Origin of the sequence: Blautia sp. MSJ-36 (assembly GCF_018917985.1) — a bacterium.
Classification (GTDB): Bacteria; Bacillota; Clostridia; order Lachnospirales; family Lachnospiraceae; genus Blautia_A.
Genome location: NZ_JAHLPQ010000039.1, coordinates 1 through 22,946, shown reverse-complemented (window position 1 = coordinate 22,946; position 22,946 = coordinate 1). Strand labels below are relative to the sequence as shown.

Here is a 22,946-nt window from a genome sequence, read left to right as displayed (position 1 = left end):
TTTTCTGAAATTCTTTTTAATTGTTTGTTTTTCAAAAACAATTATTTGCGACAGCTCAGTTATAATACCACTGGGAGTTATGCTTGTCAACCATAAAATTCAAATTTTTTTGGATTTTTCGAAATTTCATCCCAAAGCCCCAATTCAATTCCCAGGACAGGACGCCCCGCGTCCGCTTCCGTCCCCTTTCGGGTTTTATCTTTTTTCCTACCGGCTGGAAGTGTCAGCCAGAGGGAGAGGATATCGGTTCGGGCTGTTGCGGAGGAGGGGTGATACAACTTAGGTTGCGGGAGAGGGCGTTATTGCGGCAGGGTCAGCTGTTTGAGCCAACGGCGAGTTCTGGCCCTGCCGCAATGGTTTTAGCCATCTCACGGAATCTTAGTTGTATCCCCCGACGGAGTCCTTGCCCGGGCCGATATCCTCTCCCTCTGGCGTCCGCCTTTCTCTCCCCTCCCCAAACAAAAAAGCCCCAGGCCATATCCAAACAGCCTGAGACTTCCCTCAATCACAATTCAATTTTTCTTACCACTAGTCTTCCCACTACCAGAATCCTTCCCTGACTCCGTCGCTGTCTCATCCACACTCGCAGAAGCATCCCCCTGCATAATCTTATTCAGCTCCTGGATCATCTCCTCATCCTTCAAACGGAACTTCACCTCCACACGCCTGGAAGCATCCTTATCCACATTTCCATCCGCATCCAGAACCGGATCCGACATAGAATGACCATTAACCGTCAGACAATCCTGCAGTTCCTGAACCTGTGCATCCTTCAGAAAATCACTCTTGATATCCAGAAGATACTGAGCCACCGCCAGAGACCTCTTCTGTGACAGTTCCAGGTTATAACTGTAATCTCCATCCGTATCCGTATAACCATCAATAATGATCTCACCCAGATACTTCTTATAAGAATCATTCAGCAGCACCTTACAATATGTAGGAAGCACCATAGACAACGTCCGTTTACCGGAATCTGTCAGTTCCGCCTGGTCATAATCAAACATAACACTGGCATTCAACGTCAGCGCACCCGTCTGAGAATCAATATCCACATTCAGGTTTTTCTTGGCAAACTCCTTCTGCAAAGCCTCCACAACATCAGCCTTCACACCAATAATCTTATCAATCTTTTCCTGCTGCGTATTCAAAAGCTCCGTCTTTTCATCCAGCACAGACTGCTGCTCTTCCAGCGTATCCTGCTGTTTTGCAAGTTTCTTCTTCTGGGAAGCCAGCTTTTTCTCCTGCTCTGTAAGCTTCTTTTGCTGCTCCTTTAGTGTCTTCTGCTGTTCCTCAAGTTTCTCTGCCAGAGAAGACAGTTCCTCATCCTGTGACTTGATCTGTTCATCTTTGGACTTGATCTGCTCGTCCTGACTCTTTAATGTTCCTGCCTGCTTATCCAGCGCATTCTGTTTTTCAAGAAGCTCCTCCGTGTACTTTTCCTGAAGAGCAATTTTTTCATCCCGTTCCTTCAGACTGTCATTATAACTCTTCTGTGCCTGAAAAAGAGTCACACACATGGTCAGTACAAAAAGCAGTAAAACACCCGCCATCATGTCTGAATAAGAGCGCCAGATATTAAACCCGTGATCCTCCGGCCTTCTTTTTTTGTGCATTAACAATTCCTCTCTTCTTATTTAAACAAGCCAAAGCGCCCTTTCTGGGCTACTTTCGTCATTTCACGGATACTTCTCTCGATCTCATCAAGAAGAGCCTCCTGTCTCGCTCCCTGACCATCCAGAAGATCTTCAAGACTGGTAAGTTTATCTTTCAGTTCCTGTACCCCGGCGCTGCCACCGTATCCCCATGGCTGTCCCGCAACAAGATGAATATCCCGGTTGTTCTTTGCAGTCTTAATCTCGGAAAGAAGCCTGCGAACTTCATCCAAAGTACTGTTTACCATTTTCTGACTCTCTGTAAACTCGTTCAGTTTCGTCTCAAAACTCTCAATCAGCTTCTTATCCTCCCGTAAAAGTTCCGCGCTGATCTTATTTGAATCTGCGGCAGTCTTCATTCCCTCTGCGGCACTGTCCACATACTGGCGCATGGACTCATTACAGGATTTCCATAAATCTGCGGAAGCTTTTTCATTCTCATGCATGTGCTCTGCCAGTTTCTCATAATCCCGCTTCTGGAGCTGCTGAATCATCTGGTTATCACGGATAATCCGGTCTGCAGTCTTCATATATTTACTCTGCATCTCGTCAATTTCCGCAATTGCGTCACGCATGGCACGTTCCTGTTTCGTAAAAGTCTCACTTAACTGGCTGCTCATCGTTTTATACAGCTCTGACGTGTATTCTGTATTATCTTTCTGCGCCTTCTTAAGTTCAACCAGTGCATCATTGAAATCCTCAAACTGCAGCTGAAAAGATCCGTGCATCTCACTCAAAAACGAATCCAGAATCTCCCTGATCGCATCCTGCTGTCCCTTGGTCACAGATGCGGTAAGTACATCCAGAGAATCGTTCATCTTCTGGAACGTAGGTGTGATAACTTTTTCAAAGCTGTCCGCCATCTGCACAGAAAACTGTTCTGCCATCTGTTTCATGGCTTCTGTCTGAGTCTTCTGGCTGGAAACCAGAAGATTCCAGGACTCATTCTCCGCAGTGGGCAATACCAAAGCATGAAAACGATCCAGAAAATCCTGCATTGCCTGGGACATGGACGAATAGCCGCTCTTCATACCAAATGTGTACGCAACAGAAAGTGCAACACCATAAATAGAAGTAAGAAAGGCAACTTTTATACCATCAACAAGGGCAGATACAGAAGTTGTCATCACCTCATAATCTGTAGGCTGAAAATTTTTCAGTCCCCAGACAAGACCAATAAATGTTCCAAGAATACCAAGACTTGTAAAAATATCCGGTGCCATTTCCAAAAGCCTTTTGTGAATATGGACATCCACATCATCGATATTTACGAAATCTTCAACCTCAGCGATTCCCTCTTCTGTACGACTGATGCTGTCTACAAAATCATCCATCTTTTTATCCAGATACCGGTCACCAAAAATTCCTCGTAACTGTCCGATTTCTTCCTTCTTCGCCCTTCCCGGAAGCTGGAACACATCGGTAATCTCACCGGCCCCATGTTTCAGCGCAGCCGTCAGATTATCCATTCTGTACAGCCCAGCAAAAAGTCCGACAGCATAAATAATCACCATGACTCCCAGAAATGCAAAATTATAAAACAATACATTTCCGGAACCCTTTCCCACATAAGCGGTCAGAGTCGCTGCTGCCACTGCAACAAGCAGAAACAGCACTGTATTCATAAACTTTTTTCCCATAATCTGCCTCCCCTTATTTATTTTTGAAAAAAGTTTTCTTTTTTATCATACTATCATAACCGCATTCCCAAAACAACAAAAAAGGACAATCCCATCAAAAGAAATTGTCCTTTCGCCCTTTTATACTTTTATACGACAGGCTGCATCGTCACTGATCAGAATCCTGTGTCCCTGAACACCTACGATCACTCCGCCAAGGATCCTGCTTATGATCTGTACGGTCTTTCCCTCGCTGACATCATACTGTCTGATCTGATCCATGATTTCCGGCATTCCGGTCATCCACTTGATGGTACAGATTTCCCCTGCTTTTGTTTCATTTAATGACTGCATATACTCACCCCATTTCCTGTGTCACGTCACTGTCAGCAATTATTCTCTCTCCATCAAGCAGACAATAGTATTCGCTACTTACTTATATCTAAATAATTTCAACGCAATTCTGCATTTTCATACGATTAGGAGAGTTTAACTTTTATTTTTCTGAATCCTTTGTTTCTTTTGTATATTTTATCTCAATTTATCCCGATTAGTCAATCGTAACCTGTATATTTTTCACTAAAAAACGCAGAACAACCATTACAGTTATTCTGCGTTTTTCCTTATTTTTTATGCGTAAACTTTATCTTCTTCCAGAAGTGTTGTCTTTCCATTTTTCACTTCCACAAGGTTGACACAGCAATTTGGTGGAACAGAACCTCTCCAGAAATTCTCCGGATCAGGATCTACATTCTGAAGAAGCGCCCGAACCGCACATCCGTGAGACGCAATCAGAATCGTTTTATCCGCAAGATCCGGATCAGATATTTTTTCATCCCAGAACTCTTTTGTCCGGGCGATCACATCAAAAATATCCTCCCCGTTTTCCGGTCGCTTGAACTTCACCGGATCACGGAAAAAAGTCTCGATCTGCGGATCAATGTAATTGCCCTCGGCATCTCTTACCTGATTCCCTTCCAGCACGCCAAAATTAATCTCCTGGATCCGTTTATCCGGTATGATGGGAATATCACGTTCTCCCAAGACACATTCTGCTGTCTGTTTTGCCCTTGAAAGCGGACTTGTAAAGCAAATATCAAACTTCACACCTTGGAGAGCTTCTCCGGTTTTTTTCGCAAGAAGAATCCCTTCTTTCGCAAGAGGCACATCTGCGGCGCCCTGAAGTTTTTTTAATTTATTCCACTCTGTCAGGCCATGTCTTACAATATAGATCAGCATCAGCTTCTCAGCTCGATTCCAAGTCCGTTGAGGCCATTCATGATTTTCTTCATTACTGCAGAAATCTCATTCTCGCCAAGAGTCTTATCATGAGCACGGAATACCAGAGAATAAGCCATGGATTTGAAACCTTTCTCGATCTGTGCTCCCTCATAGATATCGAACAGCTGATAGCTCTCCAGAATATTTCCGCCTCTCTGGTCAAAGATCTCCTCGATCTGACCAGCAAGAACTGCATGAGGAACTACAAGGCTTAAGTCACGTGTTACAGCCGGATATTTTGCGATTCCGGTGTATTTGTGGTTGAAGCCTGCAAATTCCAGAATATCCAGGATATCGATCACTGCGATATATGCTTTCTCTCCGATGGAGTAATTGTCTGCAACAGATGGGTGAACCTCACCTAAGTATCCGACAACTTTACCCTCGTAGATCATGTTTGCCTGTCTTCCAGGATGAAGGAATGGCTTCTCGCTGTTCGGATCGTAGGTAACTTTTTTCTTCATTCCGATCTTCTCGAAGAACTCCTCGCATACACCCTTCATATCGAAGAAATCGCCGTTTCCATACATTCCAAGTGTAAACATAGTACGCTCATCCGGAAGCTCTGTGATCGGAAGGGACTTCGGAAGATAAATATTTCCAAGTTCGTAGAGACGAACATCTTTGTTACGTCTGTTGTAGTTTGTGGAAAGGGATGCCAGCATACCGTTCAGTGTACTTGTACGCATGATGCTGTAGTCCTCTCCAAGAGGATTACTGATGGTGATGACTTTTCGAAGATCACTGTCCTTCGGAATGCAGAGCTTGTCAAATACCTTCGGGCTTTCGAAAGAATAGGACATTCCCTCTGAGAATCCGCAGTACTCTGCAATATCTCTTGCGACTTCCTGGATACGAAGCTTGAATGGAAGCTTACCTGTGGTAGCCTCTCCGGTAGGAAGTGTCATCGGGATCTTATCATAGCCGTAGAATCTTGCAACCTCCTCTGCAACATCTGCATTGCAGTGGATATCCTGACGGAATGTCGGTGCAACGATCTCGTCTGTTTCCTCATCATAAGCCAGCTCTACACGTCCGAGATAACCGATCATCTCTTCTTTTGTAAGGTTGGTTCCAAGAAGTTTGTTGATCTTCTCCGGCTCAAATTTTACTCTGGACGGCTCTCTTGTCTCGCTGCAGACATCAACCATTCCGCCTACAACTTCACCGGCACCAAGCTCTTCCATCAGCTGGCATGCACGGTCAATAGCAGCCTGTGCGTTATTCGGGTCAAGACCTTTCTCAAATTTACCGGAAGCATCTGTACGAAGGCCGATTCTCTTAGAAGAAAGACGGATGCTGGTTCCATCGAAGCATGCTGCCTCAAAAAGAACGGTTTTTACATCGTCTGTGATCATGGAGTTCTCGCCACCCATGATACCGGCAATGCCGACAGCTTTCTCACCGTCACAGATCATCAGAACATTCTCATCCATGGTACGCTCCTGGCCATCCAGTGTGACGAATTTCTCATCTTTTCCTGCACGGCGCACAACGATCTCTCTGTTTGCGATGGTATCCAGGTCATACGCATGCATTGGCTGGCCAAACTCTTCCATTACATAGTTTGTAATATCAACCAGGTTATTGATCGGACGGATTCCATTAGAAGCCAGGCATCTCTGCATCCACTTCGGAGACGGACCGATCTTGACATTTTTTACAACTCTTGCACAGTAACGCGGGCAAAGCTCAGGATCCTGTACAGTAACTTTTACATAGTCGGAAGCTTTTTCATCATTTCCCTTAACTTCTACAACAGGCGGGCAGAATTTCTTCTGGAAGGTTGCTGCTGCCTCTCTTGCGATTCCAAGAACACCGTAGCAGTCTACACGGTTGGAAGTGATCTCATACTCAAATACCACATCGTCAAGGCCAAGTGCTTTAATAGCGCTCTCACCTACAACTGCGTCTTCCGGGAAAATATAGATGCCGTATTCCGGTGCTTCCGGGTACATCTCTCTTGTGCTTCCGAGCTCCTCGATAGAGCACATCATACCACAGGACTCAACGCCGCGGAGTTTACCTTTTTTGATCTTGATTCCACCAGGAGTCATTTTTCCGTCGTGGCCGCCTGCAACACGTCCGCCGTCAAGAACAACCGGAACTTTGTCTCCCTCTTTTACATTCGGAGCACCTGTTACGATCTGTACGCTCTCTGTTCCGATATTTACCTGGCAGATGATCAGTTTATCTGCATCCGGATGTTTCTCAATCTTGTCGATCTGGCCGATCACGATCTTGTCAAGATCTGCATCCAGCTCTGTAAAGCCCTCTACCTTTGTGCCTGTTAATGTCATGGCATCTGTATATTCCTGTGCCGTTACATCCAGATCCGGCACATATGTTTTAATCCAAGATAATGAAGTATTCATTTTGGTTGTCCCTTCTTTTTTCTATATTTACTATAAAGATCTTCAGCTGTTTTAGAACTGTTTCAGGAATCTGCTGTCGTTCTCATAGAGAAGACGCATATCGTCAATCTCATATTTCAGAAGTGCAATACGCTCCAGACCTACACCAAAAGCAAATCCTGTGTACTCATCCGGATCAATTCCACACATACGGAGAACATTCGGATGAACCATACCACAGCCAAGGATTTCAATCCAGCCGGAACCTTTACAGAAACGGCAGCCTTTTCCGCCACATTTGAAGCAGGAAACATCAACCTCAGCACTTGGCTCTGTAAACGGGAAATGATGCGGACGGAATTTTGTCTTTGTCTCCGGTCCGAACAGCTCTTTTGCGAACTCCTGAAGGGTTCCCTTAAGGTCTGCAAAAGTAACGTTCTTGTCAATAACAAGACCTTCGATCTGATGGAAAGAAGGAGAATGTGTTGCATCTACTTCATCAGAACGGAACACACGGCCAGGTGCGATCATACGGATCGGAAGTTTGCCTTTTTCCATCTCACGTGCCTGAACCGGTGATGTCTGGGAACGAAGCAGAATGGAATCGTTGATAAAGAAGGTATCCTGCTCGTCTCTGGCCGGATGGTTCTCCGGAATATTTAGTTTTGTAAAGTTATAGTCCGCATACTCAACTTCCGGACCTTCTACAACCTCATATCCCATTCCGATGAAAATACGCTCAACTTCTTCCAGAGCGATGGTGTTCGGATGACGATGACCAATTTTTGCTTTCTTTGCAGGAAGTGTTACATCGATCACTTCGGCCTTCATTTTTTCCTCGCGGACTTTCTCCTCGAAATCTTTCTTGGAAGCTTCCAGAAGTTCCTCGATCTTGGCTCTTGTCTCATTGACAAGCTGACCAACTTTCGGACGCTCTTCCGGGGCAACATCTTTCATACCTTTTAAGATTGCGGTAAGCTCACCTTTTTTTCCAAGATATGCAACACGCACATCATTCAGCTTGTCCAGGCTCTCGGATTCCTCGATCCGTTTTCTGGCATTCTCAGCCAGTTCCTGAAGTCTTTCTTTCATATCCATGGTCTATTTCTCCTTTAATTAAAATAATCAAATGATACGCCACCCGCACTGAAAATCCAGATACGGGCAATAAAAAAACCGTCCCTTATAAAAGGGACGGAATATCCGCGGTACCACCCAGTTTCCCATGAAAAAAAATCACGGGCACCTCTTATCTGCTTAACGCGCAGCGTACGTCATCTCCTACTGTTACTTCAGAGAGGAAGCTCCGGTGGGAAATTCAAGAACCATCTGAACCCGGGGAAGCTTACAGCCGGTGACTTCCCTTCTCTGTGAGAAAATGATCCTCTATAAACACCTTCACAGCTTTTCTGTCTTTTAATACTATGCCACAAGGTCCGCTTTCTGTCAAGCGCAAAGTCAGGATTCTTTGGAACTGTTTTTCTCATTTTCTTTCTTTGAAAGAAGAGTTTTTACAGATTTCTGGGCTTTTCGAAATTCATTTTCGAAGTATGCATTGATCTCTGCGCCGTAAAGGATCAGGTTCATACACACATACAGCCACAGCATCACCATGATCAGTGCAGTCAGGCTTCCATACATATTTCCGAAATTCGGAAAAAATTCAAAATACAGAGAAAATCCATAGGAAAAGATCAGCCATGCCGTGGCAATAATAAAGGCTCCGGGAAGCTGGCTTTTAAAGGTCGCCTTCCGGTTGGGAAGCACTTTATAAAGCACCAGAAATACTACAAACAATACGGCAAACACCAGCAATGTCCGGGCTCCCATAATTTTTGCCATCAGTCTCCCCAGGATCGGAATAGTTTTCTGTGCAGCTACCTGAATCCGGTTACCAAGGACCAGAACCAGAAGGGTAACAATGATCGCCAGCACAAACAGCAGCATATAAAAAACCGAATAGATCCGGTTCGTCAGCCAGTTTCGTGTTTCTTTTACATGATAAATGGTATTCAGGCCGTTAATAATAGCCTGCATTCCCTTTCCGGATGCCCAAAGTGCCATCAGGGCAGACAACGGCACGATCGCCGTGCTTCTTTTGTATACTTCCACTACAATGCTCAGCACAAAAGTCTGCAGATTTCCGGGCACAAAACCGACAATGGCATCCCGGACCACATTATAGCTTAATGGTGTGTAACGGATCAGTGTTGTGAGAAAAAGGATAAACGGGATAAATGACATGATCAGAAAGTATGCCGCCTGCGCTGCATATGCGCTGACATGATCTCCGTTTGCCCTTCGCACAAACCCCAGCATGAGCTGGATTACATTTTTCTTTTCCTCGTCCATGCTGACCCCCTCAAGTTTCTTTTTTACCAGGAAAACCGTTCAAAGCCAATCTTATCCTGGATTTCCGGAAAAGCTTTTACTTCCGGCTGTACCGTTTTATGTTCGCCGATCATCTTTTCCATCCATACCATATTATACCAGCGGTTGAATTTATATCCGCATCTGTGGAACTCTCCCACTCGTTTATATCCAAAATGTTTATGGAACTCCACACTGGCATTGGTCAGATATTCATCTTCTTTTGGTGCAACTGCAATACAGGCGTTCAGGTTCAGGACTCCCATCTCCGCAAGAAGACTTTCCAGGGCACGGTAGAGCCTTCCGCCTGCGCCGCTGCCCCTTCGCTCATGTTTCACATAGATGGACATCTCGGCGCACCAGCCATAAGCAGCTCTCGGATGAAAAGCGGAGCCATAGGCATATCCCAGGATTTCTCCGTCCTCCTCTGCCACAATGTATGGATATTTTTCTTTTATGTTATGAATTCTCTCCGTAAATTCCTCTGTAGACGGCGTCTCATATTCAAATGTAATTGCCGTTTTTTTTACGTAGTAGGAATAAATTTCTGCCAGTGCTGCCGCATCTCTCTCTTCTGCCACACGTATCTGCATTGCTTTATTACACCTCTTTTAATTCTGTTTATCTGTCATTTCACAAAGAAACGGTAAACCGTCTCTGAACTGTATTCTTCACCAGGACGCAGGATCGGAGAATGGAAATCCTCCACATTTACCGCATTTGGCTCCACCTGTGTTTCCAGGCAGAATCCATGGCGTTCATGATAAACATGGCCATTCTTACCCTTCTCATCCTTGACAAAGTTACCTGCATAAAACTGCACACCCGGGCAGTCGGAAGAAACTTCCATTCCAATGCCGGATTCCTTACAGTATGCACTGGCAATAGAACGGACATTACCCTTTGCATAATTGTCTGTTACATAGTTATGGTCATAACCGCCTGTAAACTTCAGCTGCTCAAAATCAGCCTCAATATCTCTGCCGATTGGTTTGGAAACATTAAAATCCATCGGAGTTCCTGCTACCGGCGCATACTCACCGGTAGGAATGGACTGACTGTCTTTCACAGGAGTAAAATATTTCGCATGAATGCATACTTCCTGGTCAAGCACATCTCCGCTGCCTTCTCCGTTCAGATTAAAATAGGAATGGTTGGTCATATTGGCAACGGTAGCTGCGTCAGAACGTCCTCTGTAAAAAATCTTCAGCTCATTTTCCTCAGTAAATTCATATTTCACAATAACCGAAAATTCTCCCGGGAATCCATTCTCTCCATCCGGGCTGATGCGGAAGAAATCCACGCTGTTCTTATCCTGGGAAATTTCTTTTACTTCCCAGAGTTTCTTCTCAAAGCCATTGGGACCGCTGTGCAGATTGTTATGATTCTCATTCTCTGTAAGGATTACTTCTTTATCATCAATAAAAAATCTGGAATTTTCGATACGGTTTCCACTTCTTCCGATGATCGCACCGAAAAAGCAGCCATTCACTTCGTAAGCTTCCATATCGTCATATCCCAGAACTACATCCTTCAATTCTCCATTCCTATCCGGTACACATACCTTCACCAGAATTGCGCCATACTGAAGTACCTCTGCATAGGCACCTTTTTTATTCTCGAGATGATAGATCTTTACTTCTTCCCCTGTAGGAAGTGTCCCAAATTTTCTCTCAGAAACACTCATGCTGTAATTCCTCCCATATATGAAAAAAGAGCCATCAACCGGCTCTATGTCTTTAACCGATTAATCCCGGGATGCCGTTCCCTTATTTTTGACGCCTAGCAGATGCTAGGTGGGTATCCTCAACAGTGTCTTCTGCCTACCACGACGTGAGGTCTGACATCCAACCTGCGATTTTGGATTCCCAAAATGTCAATGTAGGTTCAAAAAGAAAAGGGGGATCGAACATTCCAGGATTCGGTTTTTCGTTGTTTTTATTATAAACCAGTATTTGTGCTTTTTCAACAGAAAATACACATTCTTACTGATTTTTATTATTTAATGTTAAGAATATCTCTTACTGCGGCTGGCATATCCACTGCATCTACCACTCTGTCATGAAGAACCGGTGCGGTACGGATCTCCTCAACAGCACGCGGAACCGGTACTTTTGAAAGTGCGGATAATGCATCTACCAGGCCAAAATCATCCAGATCTTTATGATCTTCCCCAAGCGCATCCATGACACTTCTTGTGAATTTATATGGACTTGCGGTAGAAGCGATAACAGTTGGAAGATGATCCTCTGTTTCACTTACATATTTCTTATATACGCCTGCGGCAACTGCAGTATGTGTATCAATTACATAATTGCTGTCTTTATAAATCTCGCTGATGGCATCTGCGGTCTCTTTCTCACTGCAGAAATTACCATAGAAATCTCCAAGCTGTGCTTTCATCTCATTTGTGATGGTATATTCGCCGCCCTCACTTAAAGATTTCATAAGCTCTGCACATTTCTCAGCGTTCTCTCCTGTAAGACGATAGATCAGTCTCTCCAGGTTACTGGAAATCAGGATGTCCATGGAAGGAGAAGTTGTAAGAATGAAATCTCTCTTTCTGTCATAAGTTCCTGTGCGGAAGAAATCATAAAGAACACGGTTCTCATTGGATGCACAGATCAGTTTGTGGATCGGAAGTCCCATCTGTTTTGCATAGTATGCAGCAAGAATATTTCCAAAGTTACCGGTAGGAACTACCACATTGATCTCCTGGCCATCTTTGATCTTGCCGTCGCGCACCAGTGATGCATAAGCATATACATAATATACGATCTGCGGAACAAGTCGTCCGATGTTGATCGAGTTTGCGGAGGAAAACTGGAATCCTGCCTGATCCAGTTCTGCTGCCATCTCGTGATCATTAAACATCTTCTTAACAGCAGTCTGGGCATCGTCAAAGTTTCCGGTAATACCTACTACATAAGTATTGGCTCCCTTCTGGGTTACCATCTGTTTCTCCTGGATCGGGCTGACACCATGTTTCGGATAGAACACGATGATCCTGGTTCCCGGTACATCTGCAAAACCTGCCATGGCAGCCTTGCCAGTATCTCCGGATGTTGCGGTAAGAATTACGATCTCGTTTTTCACATTGTTCTTCTTCGCTGCAGTTGTCATCAGATGAGGAAGGATGGAAAGTGCCATATCCTTAAATGCAATTGTTGCGCCGTGGAACAGTTCCAGGAAATATGCTCCATCTGCTTCATGAAGAGGAGCAATCTTCTCTGTATCAAATTTACTGTCATATGCCTTGTTGATACAGTTCTTAAGCTCTTCCTCTGTAAAATCTGTGAGGAAACGGCTCATTACCTCGTATGCTGTCTCCTGGTAAGTCATCTGAGCCAGTTTGTCCATTGGTACATCCAGCTGTGGAATGCGCTCAGGCACGAACAGTCCGCCGTCCTCAGAAAGGCCTTTCAGTATGGCCATTGACGCTGTAACTGCCTGCTCTTTCCCTCTGGTGCTTTTGTACAATACCTGCATTGGTGTTCCGCCTTTCTATTGTAAAATATTCGTTTTCTTTCTAACGTTATCACATTATAGCATGGAATTATGGAAAATGCCACCACTTTAAAAAAAACCTGAAATTGTTTTTAAAAAGAAACCGTCGGCTTCTTTTATCTGCCGGCGGTTCTTAAGCTGTATCAGCATTTTATTTATATGTGTAAAATTCATGAACTCCATATTTAAAAAGTTTCTTGAGATCTTTTTCAAACCATTTAACGTTGTGCGCTTCTGCTGCGGATTTCTGAATAAAAAACAATGCGCCCTCCGAATAATCGGTTCCCTTCAGCGCCTGCTTTACCGCTTCCCTTGTTTCGTCCGAAACGGTAACTTCATTAATTCTTCCATCATAAGTAGGTGAAAACTGCGGAACCCCGTCACTGTTGTCCCAAACAACCTCCGTTACGGTACCCGGAAAATTATCGTTTTTTACGCGGTTCATAATTACATTCGCTACCAGTACCCGTCCCTTGATATCCTCACTTCCGGCTTCTGCCTCCACAATCCGCAGAAGTGTGTCATAATCTTCATCTGACATCAGTGTGGGATTTTCGGCCAGAGTAATGGATCTTGCATCCAGCTCATTTACTTTGTTTTCCATGGAGGTACTTACGTTGAGATCTGCAGTGGTATTTTTTACAGTCTGTACTCTCTGACCAACAATCACCTGTTCACAGGAACTTCCGATTCTGGTTACCATGCTTCCTGAAGATGGTGTATCCGAGACTCCGGAAACCACTCCGGCAATTCCGGTAGGCACAGCCACTTCTTCATCCGAATAGGCCGTTTCCGCATCGGAAGCAGCATAAACTTTATTTCCGCTTCCACTTTCCGTAAATACCCTTGTTCCCAGAGAAATTGCCATTGCCAGAACTGCACATACTGTCAGCATCGCAAAACCGCGCACGGAATTTCCTCCTGTTTTTCCATTTTTACGTTCATCCTGCGCTTCTTCAGTTTCCCGTAAATCTTTCTTAACTTTCATAATTTTATTCCCTGCGTTACATTTTCCTTTCTTTGTTTACACGTTTGTAACATTTCTGTAATGTATGAGAAAATTATATTTAATAAAGTGCGATATGTCAAGCTTTTTTGCCCATTTTCAGCCACAATAACGTTATTTATGAATTATCCACACTCCTTCCACATTGGTTCCACATCCAAATGTCCAGTTATCCACAGATCTATCCACTTTTTAGGAAAATAAAAAGACAGATAGCAGGTACGTTTTTATCCAATGTTTTTCTTTCATTTCTCCAAAAACGTATCTCTATCTGTCCCTTTTTTTCTATCAGAACAGTTTTTTTCTTTTTACTTTTTATTCAAGTGCTTAAGCCGATTATAATATCACCCGTTTAAGCAGTCAAGATTTTTCGCCTGACCATAATCGACAAACTCATCTGTACTGACATAATGCCTGCACAAAAAGTGTGGCGTAAACGCACAGATCAATACTCCAGGCTCCCAGAAAAAGTCCCCATGGTGTTCCATCCTCACCTGCCGCAAACTTTTTCGGCTTCAACGCAAGAATCAATGGCAGAAGAAGTGGAAGAAAATAACGCCCCTGAACCCCCAGAATTTTATCGTATCCATAAGCGGTCCATTGACCATACAGCGTGACAAAAGTCAGCCCGAAAACAAGAACACAGACACCACCCAGCGCAACTTTTGCTGGCAGATCCAGATGTATTTCTGACATATCATTATTTCTTGAAACCTGCAGTACCAGAATCAGAAGATATCCCACCGCCAGAAGATTGCAGACCGGAATATTCAACCATCCAAGGTTGCTTCCCATCATTTCCGTAAGATAAGCAGTTCCAAACGCATCCAGACTCCGCACAAATGTAAATACAAAAGCCACCGGATTTTTCAGAATTCCCGTAAGCTGGGCAGCCGTATCCACTCCCGGCTGAGACTCGCAGAGATACCTGGACGCAATGGCAAGCCAGCCAAAACTCAAAATCAGGATCATGGCACCTGCACACACCACATGAAACCAGTAATTTTTTCTGCTTCGAAACCTTTCCTTCGGAATGAGAAACAGAAGAAGGCAAAATGGCATATAAACAACTTTGCACAGGCACAGAAAACCGGTCAGTATATACATCAGTCCCAGCTGCCATTTTCTCATTACCTTTTTTTCTCTGTAACGCATATACAGCACAAACACCACCATAGCCACTGTCAGAGCAAGTGCAAGTGCATCTGCGGACATGGAGTTCGCAGATTGAATATTTATGGGCACAAGTCCCAGAAGAGCAATAAAATTTTTACCCACCGGTGTAAAATGAATTGCCAGGAAAAAGATCAGCCCAAAACAGAGCATATTGGCAATTCTACCTCCATAAGCCAGAACAAACGGCCGATCTGTGAAAAAATCCGCAATACGGATTCCCACAGCCTGTGGCAGATAGGAAGTAGGCGCATAGAGAGCTGTATTTCCAAATCCGTAGAACTGTGTTTTTTCTGTATTTATATGCTGGTTTATCTTTCCTCCGATATCCCACAAAGACACATGTTCCTTGGAGGAAAAATCAGGAATCAGCCCACTGTCGAAGGTTCTTCCATAGGAAAAAAGATCATTACCTCCGTTTCCTTCCGAAGTCAGATACCCCCTGGAAACTTCATAGCTTCTCAGGAAATGACTGTATTCATCCGGAGAATTAAATGCCGGAATCGCCGCCAGAGTACTGATGCTCATAAAAAGATAAACAATAGCAAACAACACTTCTGTCCGGATTTTTTTCTTTTTCAGAAATGTAAAGATTACCAGCATCACTGCTGCTGCCGCTGCTATGACCATAAGGACAAGCGCTTTTGGAAATGGCCGGGAAATACTACGGTACGCAAGTATCTGTATCCCGTTTTCTCCCCCTGTCACCCCTACTGCCACTCCGGTATCACCCTCTGCTCCGTCCAGAACAATCCGGAATTTCTGGTCCTTACAATCTGAAAGTCTCTGATCCAGTCGAAAATATGTGGTATCTCCTGTGGATATGGTCAGACGGTTTACCTGCCAGCTCTGAATTTCTTCTTTATCCTGATAAATTGTTACACGAAAAGTTCCGGTAACAGACGCACTTTCTGTAGAAAGAAACAGTTCTACTCCGGAAAGCCGGCTGGTCTGGCAGATAAAATCTTTTTCCAATTTACTTCCGGCACCAATCATTACAGAAGTTTCCGGTCTTTCCTGTTGTTTCACATTTCCAAGAATTTCCGCATCTGCCAGAAGGTATGATGCAAAAATCAGGATTGTTCCCCAGATCAGTACACATTTTAAAATATCCTTCAGATCTTCGGACATCCGGAAAGTTTTTCTGCTTTTTTTCGTATTATTCATGTTATACCTCATACTCACTGTTTTTTCGTATTCCGGCTTATTATATCATCTGTGCGAAAAAAAAGAAGCTGCTTTTTGTGGCAGCTTCTCTTTTTTTTACAGCCGATTTCTTATCGATTATTGATGGCAGTTACCAGCGCATCAATGGAAGCACGGATAATATCCGGATCAACGCCAGCACCCCATGCAAGAGTACCATCCGGTTTACGGATTCCCACATAAGCAATCGCTTTGGATGTGGAACTGCGCTCCAGCGCATGCTCCTGATAGGTCTCCAGTGTATATTTCAGTTCGTAAGCTTTCTTCAGTGCATTGCTTACCGCATCAAGGCGACCATTTCCGGTAGCCTCTGTAACAATGGTCTTTCCACGGAATGTAGAGGTAACCTGAGTCACAATGCCACCGTCTTTCTGCTGGAAATGAACCTCGTTAATGCTGTATGGCTCAACCACATTTTCGAAGGTAGATTTGAACAGACTGAAGATTTCGTCCGGATGAAGCTCTTTGTGTTTGTGATCGGATACTGCTTTCGCTGCATAACCCATAGCTTCGCGCATTTTCGGAGGAAGATTCAGGCCGAATTTTGTTTCCAGAATATAGCCTACGCCGCCTTTTCCGGACTGGCTGTTGATACGGATAACATCCGCATCGTAATTTCTTCCAACATCTGTCGGATCGATCGGAAGATACGGAACTGTCCAGTGTTCCAGATCTCCGTTTTCTCTCCAGTGCATACCTTTTGCGATAGCATCCTGATGAGATCCGGAAAATGCCGCAAATACAAGAGCTCCGCTGTAAGGGCTTCTCTCATAAATCTGCATTCCTGTACATTTCTCATAAACCTCACAGATATGTGGCATATCAGAGAAATCAATCTTCGGATCCACACCCTGGGAGTACATGTTCATACCCAGTGTCACAATATCCACATTACCGGTACGCTCACCGTTTCCGAACAGAGTTCCCTCAATTCGGTCAGCACCTGCAAGAAGTCCCATCTCAGAATCTGCAACACCACATCCACGATCATTATGAGGATGAAGGGAAACAATTACGTTTTCACGGTATTTCAGATTGTCACACATGTATTCCACCTGGCTTGCATATACATGCGGCATGGAATGTTCAACTGTAACAGGCAGATTGATGATTGCCTTGTTATCTTCTGTTGGCTGCCATACATCCAGAACGGCGTTGCAGACCTCCAGTGCATATTCCGGCTCTGTTCCTGTAAAACTCTCCGGGCTGTATTCAAACTGGAAGTTACCTTCTGTCTCATCTGCAAGTTTTTTCAGAAGAGCTGCGCCATCTACTGCAATTTTCAGGATTTCTTCTTTGGATTTTTTAAATACCTGCTCTCTCTGAGAAACAGATGTGGAATTGTATACATGAACAATTGCCTTCGGAGCACCTTTTACAGCCTCAAAAGTTTTGCGAATGATATGTTCTCTTGCCTGGGTCAGTACCTGAATGGTAACATCCTCAGGAATCAGGTTCTGTTCAATCAGGGTACGAAGAAACTCATACTCGGTCTCGGAAGCAGCCGGGAAACCAACCTCAATCTCTTTAAAACCGATCTGTACAAGAAGTTTGAAAAACTCAACCTTCTGCGCCAGACTCATCGGAATTACAAGTGCCTGATTTCCGTCACGAAGGTCTACAGAGCACCAGATCGGGGCCTTATCCACATATTCCTTCTCCGCCCATTTCATACATTTCACCGGCGGCATGTAATACTGACGTTTGTACTTGGATGGTGTCATCATTTTCGTTTTCCTCCATTTTCTCTTCCATTAATTTTCTTTTGTTTCTGTAATTTCATTTTGTATTATGACATAAAAAAATCTTCCGACTCTGCAAATCCTGCAAGAGACGAAAGACAACTGCTGTCCTACGCGGTACCACTCTTATTTCATGAATAAAAATTCACACACTTGACAGATACGGAATGCAAAAACATCCTTATATCCTCTCCGGATAACGGCGGACACCGTCTGCGTCTACTCTCTCGGATGAGATTTCGGGCAGATGCTCCGAGGCGAGTTCCACAAATCCCTTCCACTGCTTCTCACCGGCCAGCAGCTCTCTGTGCTCCGTTCGATGTGTACTATTCCCCATCTATGCATTTCTCTTTTTGAAACTGGTATTAGGGTAACACGTTACAGTAAATTTGTCAATGGAATTTTATTCTTCCCCGTACTGAATATTTTCGGTATTTCGCAGGTGTCATACCCGTAAACTTTTTAAAAATTCGGATAAAATAACTTTGATTTGAAAAACAGAGATATTCTCCGATCTGCGAGGCTGTATAATCGGAATAGGAAAGCATATTACAGGCTGCCTCAATCCTCTGTTTCTGAATATAGTCCACCATGGACATTCCTGTCTCTTTTCGAAATGTGCGGGAAAGGTAGGAGGAACTGATTCCGGCAGCTTTACTTACCTCTTCCAGGGTAATCGGATTATGAAGATGAAGATGAATGTACCTGACCGCACATTCCATTGCCCTGCTGTAACTGGGATTTCCGTACTTCCTGACTTCCTGTGCAAAACGTTCTGCCGCCTTTGTAGAAAGTTTTTCTATGGAATCCCTGTCTGCACATTCCTCGACTGTCTGAATATACCCGTCACTGAGAGAATATGCAGTTTCTTCCGGAACTCCTCCTTCAATTGCAGCTCTGGTAAACAACGTAATACCTGCAATAAACATATTTTTGCTGTTACGGAGCTGGTCTTTCGAAAGAATTCCCGGAGTTCCATCCGGCTCTCTCTGCATAACAGAACGGATACGTTCCACCTGTCCGTTTTTTATTGCCTCATACTGCATTCGTTCACTGGCATAGGAAGTATGTTTCTGTAAATTTTCTCTTCTCTGAAACAACGCAGCTTCTCCTCTGTTTTCTGCCAGCAACGCGGCTGTTTTTTCTTTCTCTGATATGTCTTCTTTCATCTCCGTAACCCCTGGAAATTATTGCAAAATTTTATGATTTATGACAATATTTTATTATATTTTATCACTAAAAAATGCTATAGTCCATATTAAGAACAACATTCGGAGGTAATATTTTATGGAACGTGATTTAAAAAAAATCGTAAGCCAGATGACCCTGGAGGAAAAAGCAGGCATGTGCTCCGGCCTTGATTTCTGGCACCTGAAACATGTAGACCGTCTTGGAATTCCGGAAGTAATGGTCAGCGACGGCCCTCACGGACTCCGCAAACAGGATGACAAAGGCGACCATCTTGGAATGAATGACAGTATCAAAGCTGTCTGCTTCCCTCCTGCAGCTTTAAGCGCCTGTTCCTTTGACCGGAAACTGATGGAAGAAATGGGTGAAACCATCGGAAAAGAAGCTCAGGCCAACGATGTATCGGTGGTTCTTGGACCTGCAGTAAATATCAAACGTTCCCCTCTTTGCGGAAGAAACTTTGAATATTATTCTGAAGATCCATATCTTGCCGGTGAAATTGCCGCCGCATTTGTAAATGGTGTACAGTCCCAGCACGTAGGAACTTCCATCAAACATTTTGCCGCAAACAACCAGGAATACCATCGTATGAGCAACTCTTCCGAAGCAGACGAAAGAACTCTCCGTGAAATTTATTTTCCTGCTTTTGAAACTGCTGTAAAAAAAACACAGCCATATACCTTTATGTGCTCTTACAACCAGATTAACGGAACCTTTGCATCTGAAAACAAATGGCTTCTTACAGATGTACTTCGAGGAGACTGGGGATTTAAAGGTTACGTGATGTCTGACTGGGGTGCAGTCAATGACCGTGTGAAAGGCCTGGAAGCAGGACTGGAACTGGAGATGCCATCTTCCGGCGGCGCAAACGACGCCCTGATTGTTGAAGCTGTCAAAAACGGTACCCTGAAAGAAGAAATTCTCAATCAGGCTGTAGAACGTATTCTCCGTATTGTTTTTGAGTATGCGGATCATCGTGCCCCACAGGAATTTACCACGGAAAAAGACCACGAAGAAGCGCGCCACATTGCAGAAGAGTCCATGGTTCTTCTGAAAAATGCGGATGACATCCTTCCTCTGAAAACTTCCGAAAAAGTCGCTTTCATCGGTGGCTTTGCCAAAAAACCTCGTTTCCAGGGCGGTGGAAGTTCTCACATTAACTGCTTCAAAGTTACAAATGCTTTTTACTCGGTTCCTTCTGATGCTCAAGTCATTTATGCGGAAGGTTTCCCGGCAGACAGAGATCTTTATGATGACACCCTTGCCGCAGAAGCATTAAAAACAGCCGGCAACGCAGATAAAGTTGTAATCTTTGCCGGTCTTCCGGACAGTTTCGAATCCGAAGGATACGACCGTTCTCATATGAGACTCCCGGAATGCCAGAACCGTCTTATTGCTGAAATCCTTAAGGTGCAGCCGAATGCCGTAATCGTTCTCCACAACGGCTCTCCTGTGGAAATGCCTTGGCTTTCCGATGTAAAGGGTCTCCTGGAAGCATATCTTGGCGGACAGGCAGGTGGTGCCGCTGTTGCAAATATCCTGTACGGAAAAGTAAATCCAAGCGGAAAACTGGCTGAAACCATGCCTCTGAAACTGGCAGATAATCCTTCCTACCTGAATTTCGGCGGTGGAGAAAAAGTAGAATACCGGGAAGGTGTATTCGTAGGATACCGTTATTATGATACCAAAGAGATGGAGGTTGCTTTCCCGTTCGGGTATGGTCTTTCTTACACCTCCTTTGCTTATGACAACCTCAGAATTTCCAGTGTGAATCCCACTGAAAAAGATACAGTCACCGTATCTGTAGATATCACAAACACAGGAAATGTGGCAGGAAAAGAGATTGTACAGCTTTATGTAAAAGATCTGACAGGTTCTGCTATCCGCCCGGTGAAAGAACTGAAAGGTTTCGAAAAAATTTCTCTGAATCCAGGTGAAACCAAAACCGTCACCATGACACTGGATAACCGCAGTTTTGCATGGTATCACACCGGAATACACGACTGGTTTGTGGCAAGTGGTGATTATGAAATCCTCATTGGTGCTTCTTCCAGAGACATCCGTCTTTCAGAAACCATTCATATGAACAGCAGCCAGGAAATCCCAATGCACATCCATATGAACACAACCCTCGGCGAACTGTTCCGCAATCCAAAAACTGCAGACACCGCCAAAGAGCTTACAAAAAAATATCTTCTCTCTTTAAATGGCGGAGAAGAAACTGCTTCTGAAGCCGCATCCGAAGCCATCTCCGAAGAAATGACCCAGGCCATGACCGATTCCATGCCATTACGTGCATTAATGAGTTTCGGCGATTTTTCAAGGGAAGAACTTACAGATATTATCGAAAAACTGAATAAGCTGGCATAAATACCATTCTATAAAGAGGTGTTGTCCCTGAATATCTCAGGACTTCACCTCTTTTTTATAAATAAAAAGCTGTTGCATTTATAATCAATTTCTGTTATAATCTTTTTCGTTACGGGGTATGGCGTAGCTTGGTAGCGCGCACGGCTGGGGGCCGTGAGGTCGCAGGTTCAAATCCTGTTGCCCCGATATTTCCTTTAAATTCAAGGGTTTCTGAGGTCTGATGACTTCGGATTTTTTTATTACTTTTATTATAGCAGTGTTCCAACAACTACTTAAAATTAAAACGGCGGAAAGCACTGCTCTCCGCCATTTTTTTCTACATTATTTTACTGTAATTGTACAAGTAGCTTTCTTACCAGATTTCAAAACAACTGTGATCGTAGATTTTCCTTTTTTCTTTCCAATAATTTTGTACTGATTTGTTTTAACTTTCTTTATTGTTGCGACAGCTGTCTTACTGCTTTTAATAGACTTAATGGAATCACCTTTCGCAAGATTAGTAATACTTAATGTGTAAGATTTATTTCTTCCGATCGTCTTCTTGGTTGCAGAAAGTTTAATTGTAGGCTTTAATTTTGGAATAGTCTGTGTTTTTTTACTTCCACATGATTTGCAACTACATACCTTTTTACCTGTTGCAAAAACAGTTGCTGACTTCACAGTTTTCCATTTTCCATATGTATGTTTATGTACTGGCTTAGCTGCTAATTTGAACTCCGTGTTAATATAAGGACAATCAAAAGATGCCCAATCACTAAGCAATGTGCCATCAGAATAGCATGGTGCATTTACAATATACACAGAATATTTACCCGGTTTCGCAGTAGCTGTATTCCAGGAAATATAACCACTGTAAGTATCTTGTCCAGAAAGAGATACCATGTTTTGTTCGCTTATATATACGATGTCTGAATTAGCATTAAAAACAGAAACTATTGGTTTTGTATAATAATATTTCCAAGTATCCCTTGCATAGAATTTAATGTATAATCTTTCGCCCTGTGTAATTACATCATTTTCTCGAGGTGCAACTCCTGTAAGATAACGAGTATCTGAAGAGTATTTCCCCATCTCAACAATATTATCTTCTATAGAGTTGGCTAATCCTGCGGGAACATTATTGTTTAATAACCGAGTATTTTGATTTTCAATAACATGTTCAACCTTTTGCGCTGTTGCACTAACTTCTTTTTTTTCTGCAACATTCTTCGCCATAACCGGAATTGAAAATGCAAATACAAGCATTATACCAAATAGCAGTATTCCCAGTTTCCTTTTCATTTGTTTCATAAAAAATCCCCCTTTTATTATATTGTGTTATATTTCACACTTTTTTCATAATTTCTTATATACCATCTATAAATGAGCAAATTTAAAAAATTGCACAAAACTACACTGCGAATTTCATAAATGAATCAAAATCATTGCTTTCCTTTGCGCATTGAAAAAGATAACGATACTTTTCCAGCTGAATG

Annotated in this window: 16 protein-coding genes, 1 tRNA gene, 1 other RNA gene and 2 other annotated features; of the genes, 2 read left to right on the top strand and 16 right to left on the bottom strand. The window is 43.5% G+C overall.

What is annotated here, in order from left to right; translation table 11 throughout:
• Positions 1-512: 512 nt before the first annotated feature.
• The 15 genes from KQI39_RS16240 to KQI39_RS16170 all read right to left on the bottom strand — a co-directional run bounded on the left by KQI39_RS16240 (position 513) and on the right by KQI39_RS16170 (position 19,082).
• The gene (locus KQI39_RS16240; protein WP_216419603.1) at positions 513-1,616 is read right to left on the bottom strand and encodes an OmpA family protein; all 1,104 of its coding nucleotides are present in this window, start codon (positions 1,614-1,616) and stop codon (positions 513-515) included.
• Positions 1,617-1,633: 17 nt separating this feature from the next.
• Positions 1,634-3,295 carry a MotA/TolQ/ExbB proton channel family protein gene (locus KQI39_RS16235; protein ID WP_216419601.1) on the bottom strand — a complete coding sequence of 554 codons (1,662 nt, stop codon included), beginning with the start codon at positions 3,293-3,295 and terminating at the stop codon, positions 1,634-1,636.
• A gap of 120 nt (positions 3,296-3,415) precedes the next feature.
• Positions 3,416-3,628: a ferrous iron transport protein A gene (locus KQI39_RS16230; RefSeq protein WP_148448643.1), complete on the bottom strand. Its 213-nt coding sequence runs from the start codon at positions 3,626-3,628 to the stop codon at positions 3,416-3,418.
• Positions 3,629-3,904: 276 nt separating this feature from the next.
• The gene (locus tag KQI39_RS16225; protein ID WP_173763122.1) at positions 3,905-4,513 is read right to left on the bottom strand and encodes a histidine phosphatase family protein; all 609 of its coding nucleotides are present in this window, start codon (positions 4,511-4,513) and stop codon (positions 3,905-3,907) included.
• Complete coding sequence (gene pheT / locus KQI39_RS16220; RefSeq protein ID WP_216419598.1) at positions 4,513-6,930, bottom strand: phenylalanine--tRNA ligase subunit beta; 2,418 nt, start codon at positions 6,928-6,930, stop codon at positions 4,513-4,515. Before pheT ends, KQI39_RS16225 begins: the two co-directional genes overlap by 1 nt.
• A 51-nt stretch (positions 6,931-6,981) precedes the next feature.
• Positions 6,982-8,001, bottom strand: coding sequence for a phenylalanine--tRNA ligase subunit alpha (gene pheS, locus KQI39_RS16215; RefSeq protein ID WP_216419605.1), 1,020 nt, complete (start codon positions 7,999-8,001; stop codon positions 6,982-6,984).
• 95 nt (positions 8,002-8,096) lie between these two features.
• Positions 8,097-8,320 (bottom strand) — a binding site (T-box leader).
• A gap of 47 nt (positions 8,321-8,367) precedes the next feature.
• Entirely contained in the window at positions 8,368-9,261 is an 894-nt protein-coding gene (locus tag KQI39_RS16210) for a YihY/virulence factor BrkB family protein (RefSeq protein ID WP_148448637.1), read from the bottom strand.
• 23 nt (positions 9,262-9,284) lie between these two features.
• Entirely contained in the window at positions 9,285-9,872 is a 588-nt protein-coding gene (locus KQI39_RS16205) for a GNAT family N-acetyltransferase (protein WP_216419596.1), read from the bottom strand.
• 35 nt (positions 9,873-9,907) lie between these two features.
• Positions 9,908-10,966 carry an aldose epimerase family protein gene (locus KQI39_RS16200; RefSeq protein ID WP_148448633.1) on the bottom strand — a complete coding sequence of 353 codons (1,059 nt, stop codon included), beginning with the start codon at positions 10,964-10,966 and terminating at the stop codon, positions 9,908-9,910.
• Positions 10,967-11,025: 59 nt separating this feature from the next.
• Positions 11,026-11,203, bottom strand: a non-coding RNA gene (gene ssrS / locus KQI39_RS16195) — 6S RNA.
• A 74-nt stretch (positions 11,204-11,277) separates the two neighbouring features.
• Positions 11,278-12,768 (bottom strand): threonine synthase, encoded by a 1,491-nt coding sequence (gene thrC / locus KQI39_RS16190; protein WP_216419594.1) that lies wholly within the window; start codon positions 12,766-12,768, stop codon positions 11,278-11,280.
• A 169-nt stretch (positions 12,769-12,937) separates the two neighbouring features.
• Positions 12,938-13,774: a cell wall hydrolase gene (locus KQI39_RS16185; protein ID WP_216419592.1), complete on the bottom strand. Its 837-nt coding sequence runs from the start codon at positions 13,772-13,774 to the stop codon at positions 12,938-12,940.
• A 411-nt stretch (positions 13,775-14,185) separates the two neighbouring features.
• The gene (locus KQI39_RS16180) at positions 14,186-16,132 is read right to left on the bottom strand and encodes a DUF2142 domain-containing protein (RefSeq protein ID WP_216419590.1); all 1,947 of its coding nucleotides are present in this window, start codon (positions 16,130-16,132) and stop codon (positions 14,186-14,188) included.
• Between the two features lie 110 nt (positions 16,133-16,242).
• Positions 16,243-17,898 (bottom strand): 2-isopropylmalate synthase, encoded by a 1,656-nt coding sequence (locus KQI39_RS16175; protein WP_216419589.1) that lies wholly within the window; start codon positions 17,896-17,898, stop codon positions 16,243-16,245.
• A 99-nt stretch (positions 17,899-17,997) separates the two neighbouring features.
• Positions 17,998-18,262: a binding site (T-box leader), on the bottom strand.
• Positions 18,263-18,305: 43 nt separating this feature from the next.
• Complete coding sequence (locus KQI39_RS16170; protein ID WP_216419587.1) at positions 18,306-19,082, bottom strand: helix-turn-helix domain-containing protein; 777 nt, start codon at positions 19,080-19,082, stop codon at positions 18,306-18,308.
• A 118-nt stretch (positions 19,083-19,200) separates the two neighbouring features.
• Between KQI39_RS16170 and KQI39_RS16165 the strand changes: the two genes are divergently transcribed.
• Together KQI39_RS16165 and KQI39_RS16160 are read left to right on the top strand one after the other, a co-directional pair.
• Positions 19,201-21,471, top strand: coding sequence for a glycoside hydrolase family 3 C-terminal domain-containing protein (locus tag KQI39_RS16165; protein WP_216419584.1), 2,271 nt, complete (start codon positions 19,201-19,203; stop codon positions 21,469-21,471).
• A 112-nt stretch (positions 21,472-21,583) separates the two neighbouring features.
• Positions 21,584-21,657, top strand: a tRNA-Pro gene (locus KQI39_RS16160).
• 135 nt (positions 21,658-21,792) lie between these two features.
• On the opposite strand, the gene KQI39_RS16155 is transcribed toward KQI39_RS16160, so the two are convergent.
• Positions 21,793-22,761: a hypothetical protein gene (locus KQI39_RS16155; protein ID WP_216419582.1), complete on the bottom strand. Its 969-nt coding sequence runs from the start codon at positions 22,759-22,761 to the stop codon at positions 21,793-21,795.
• Positions 22,762-22,946: the final 185 nt, after the last annotated feature.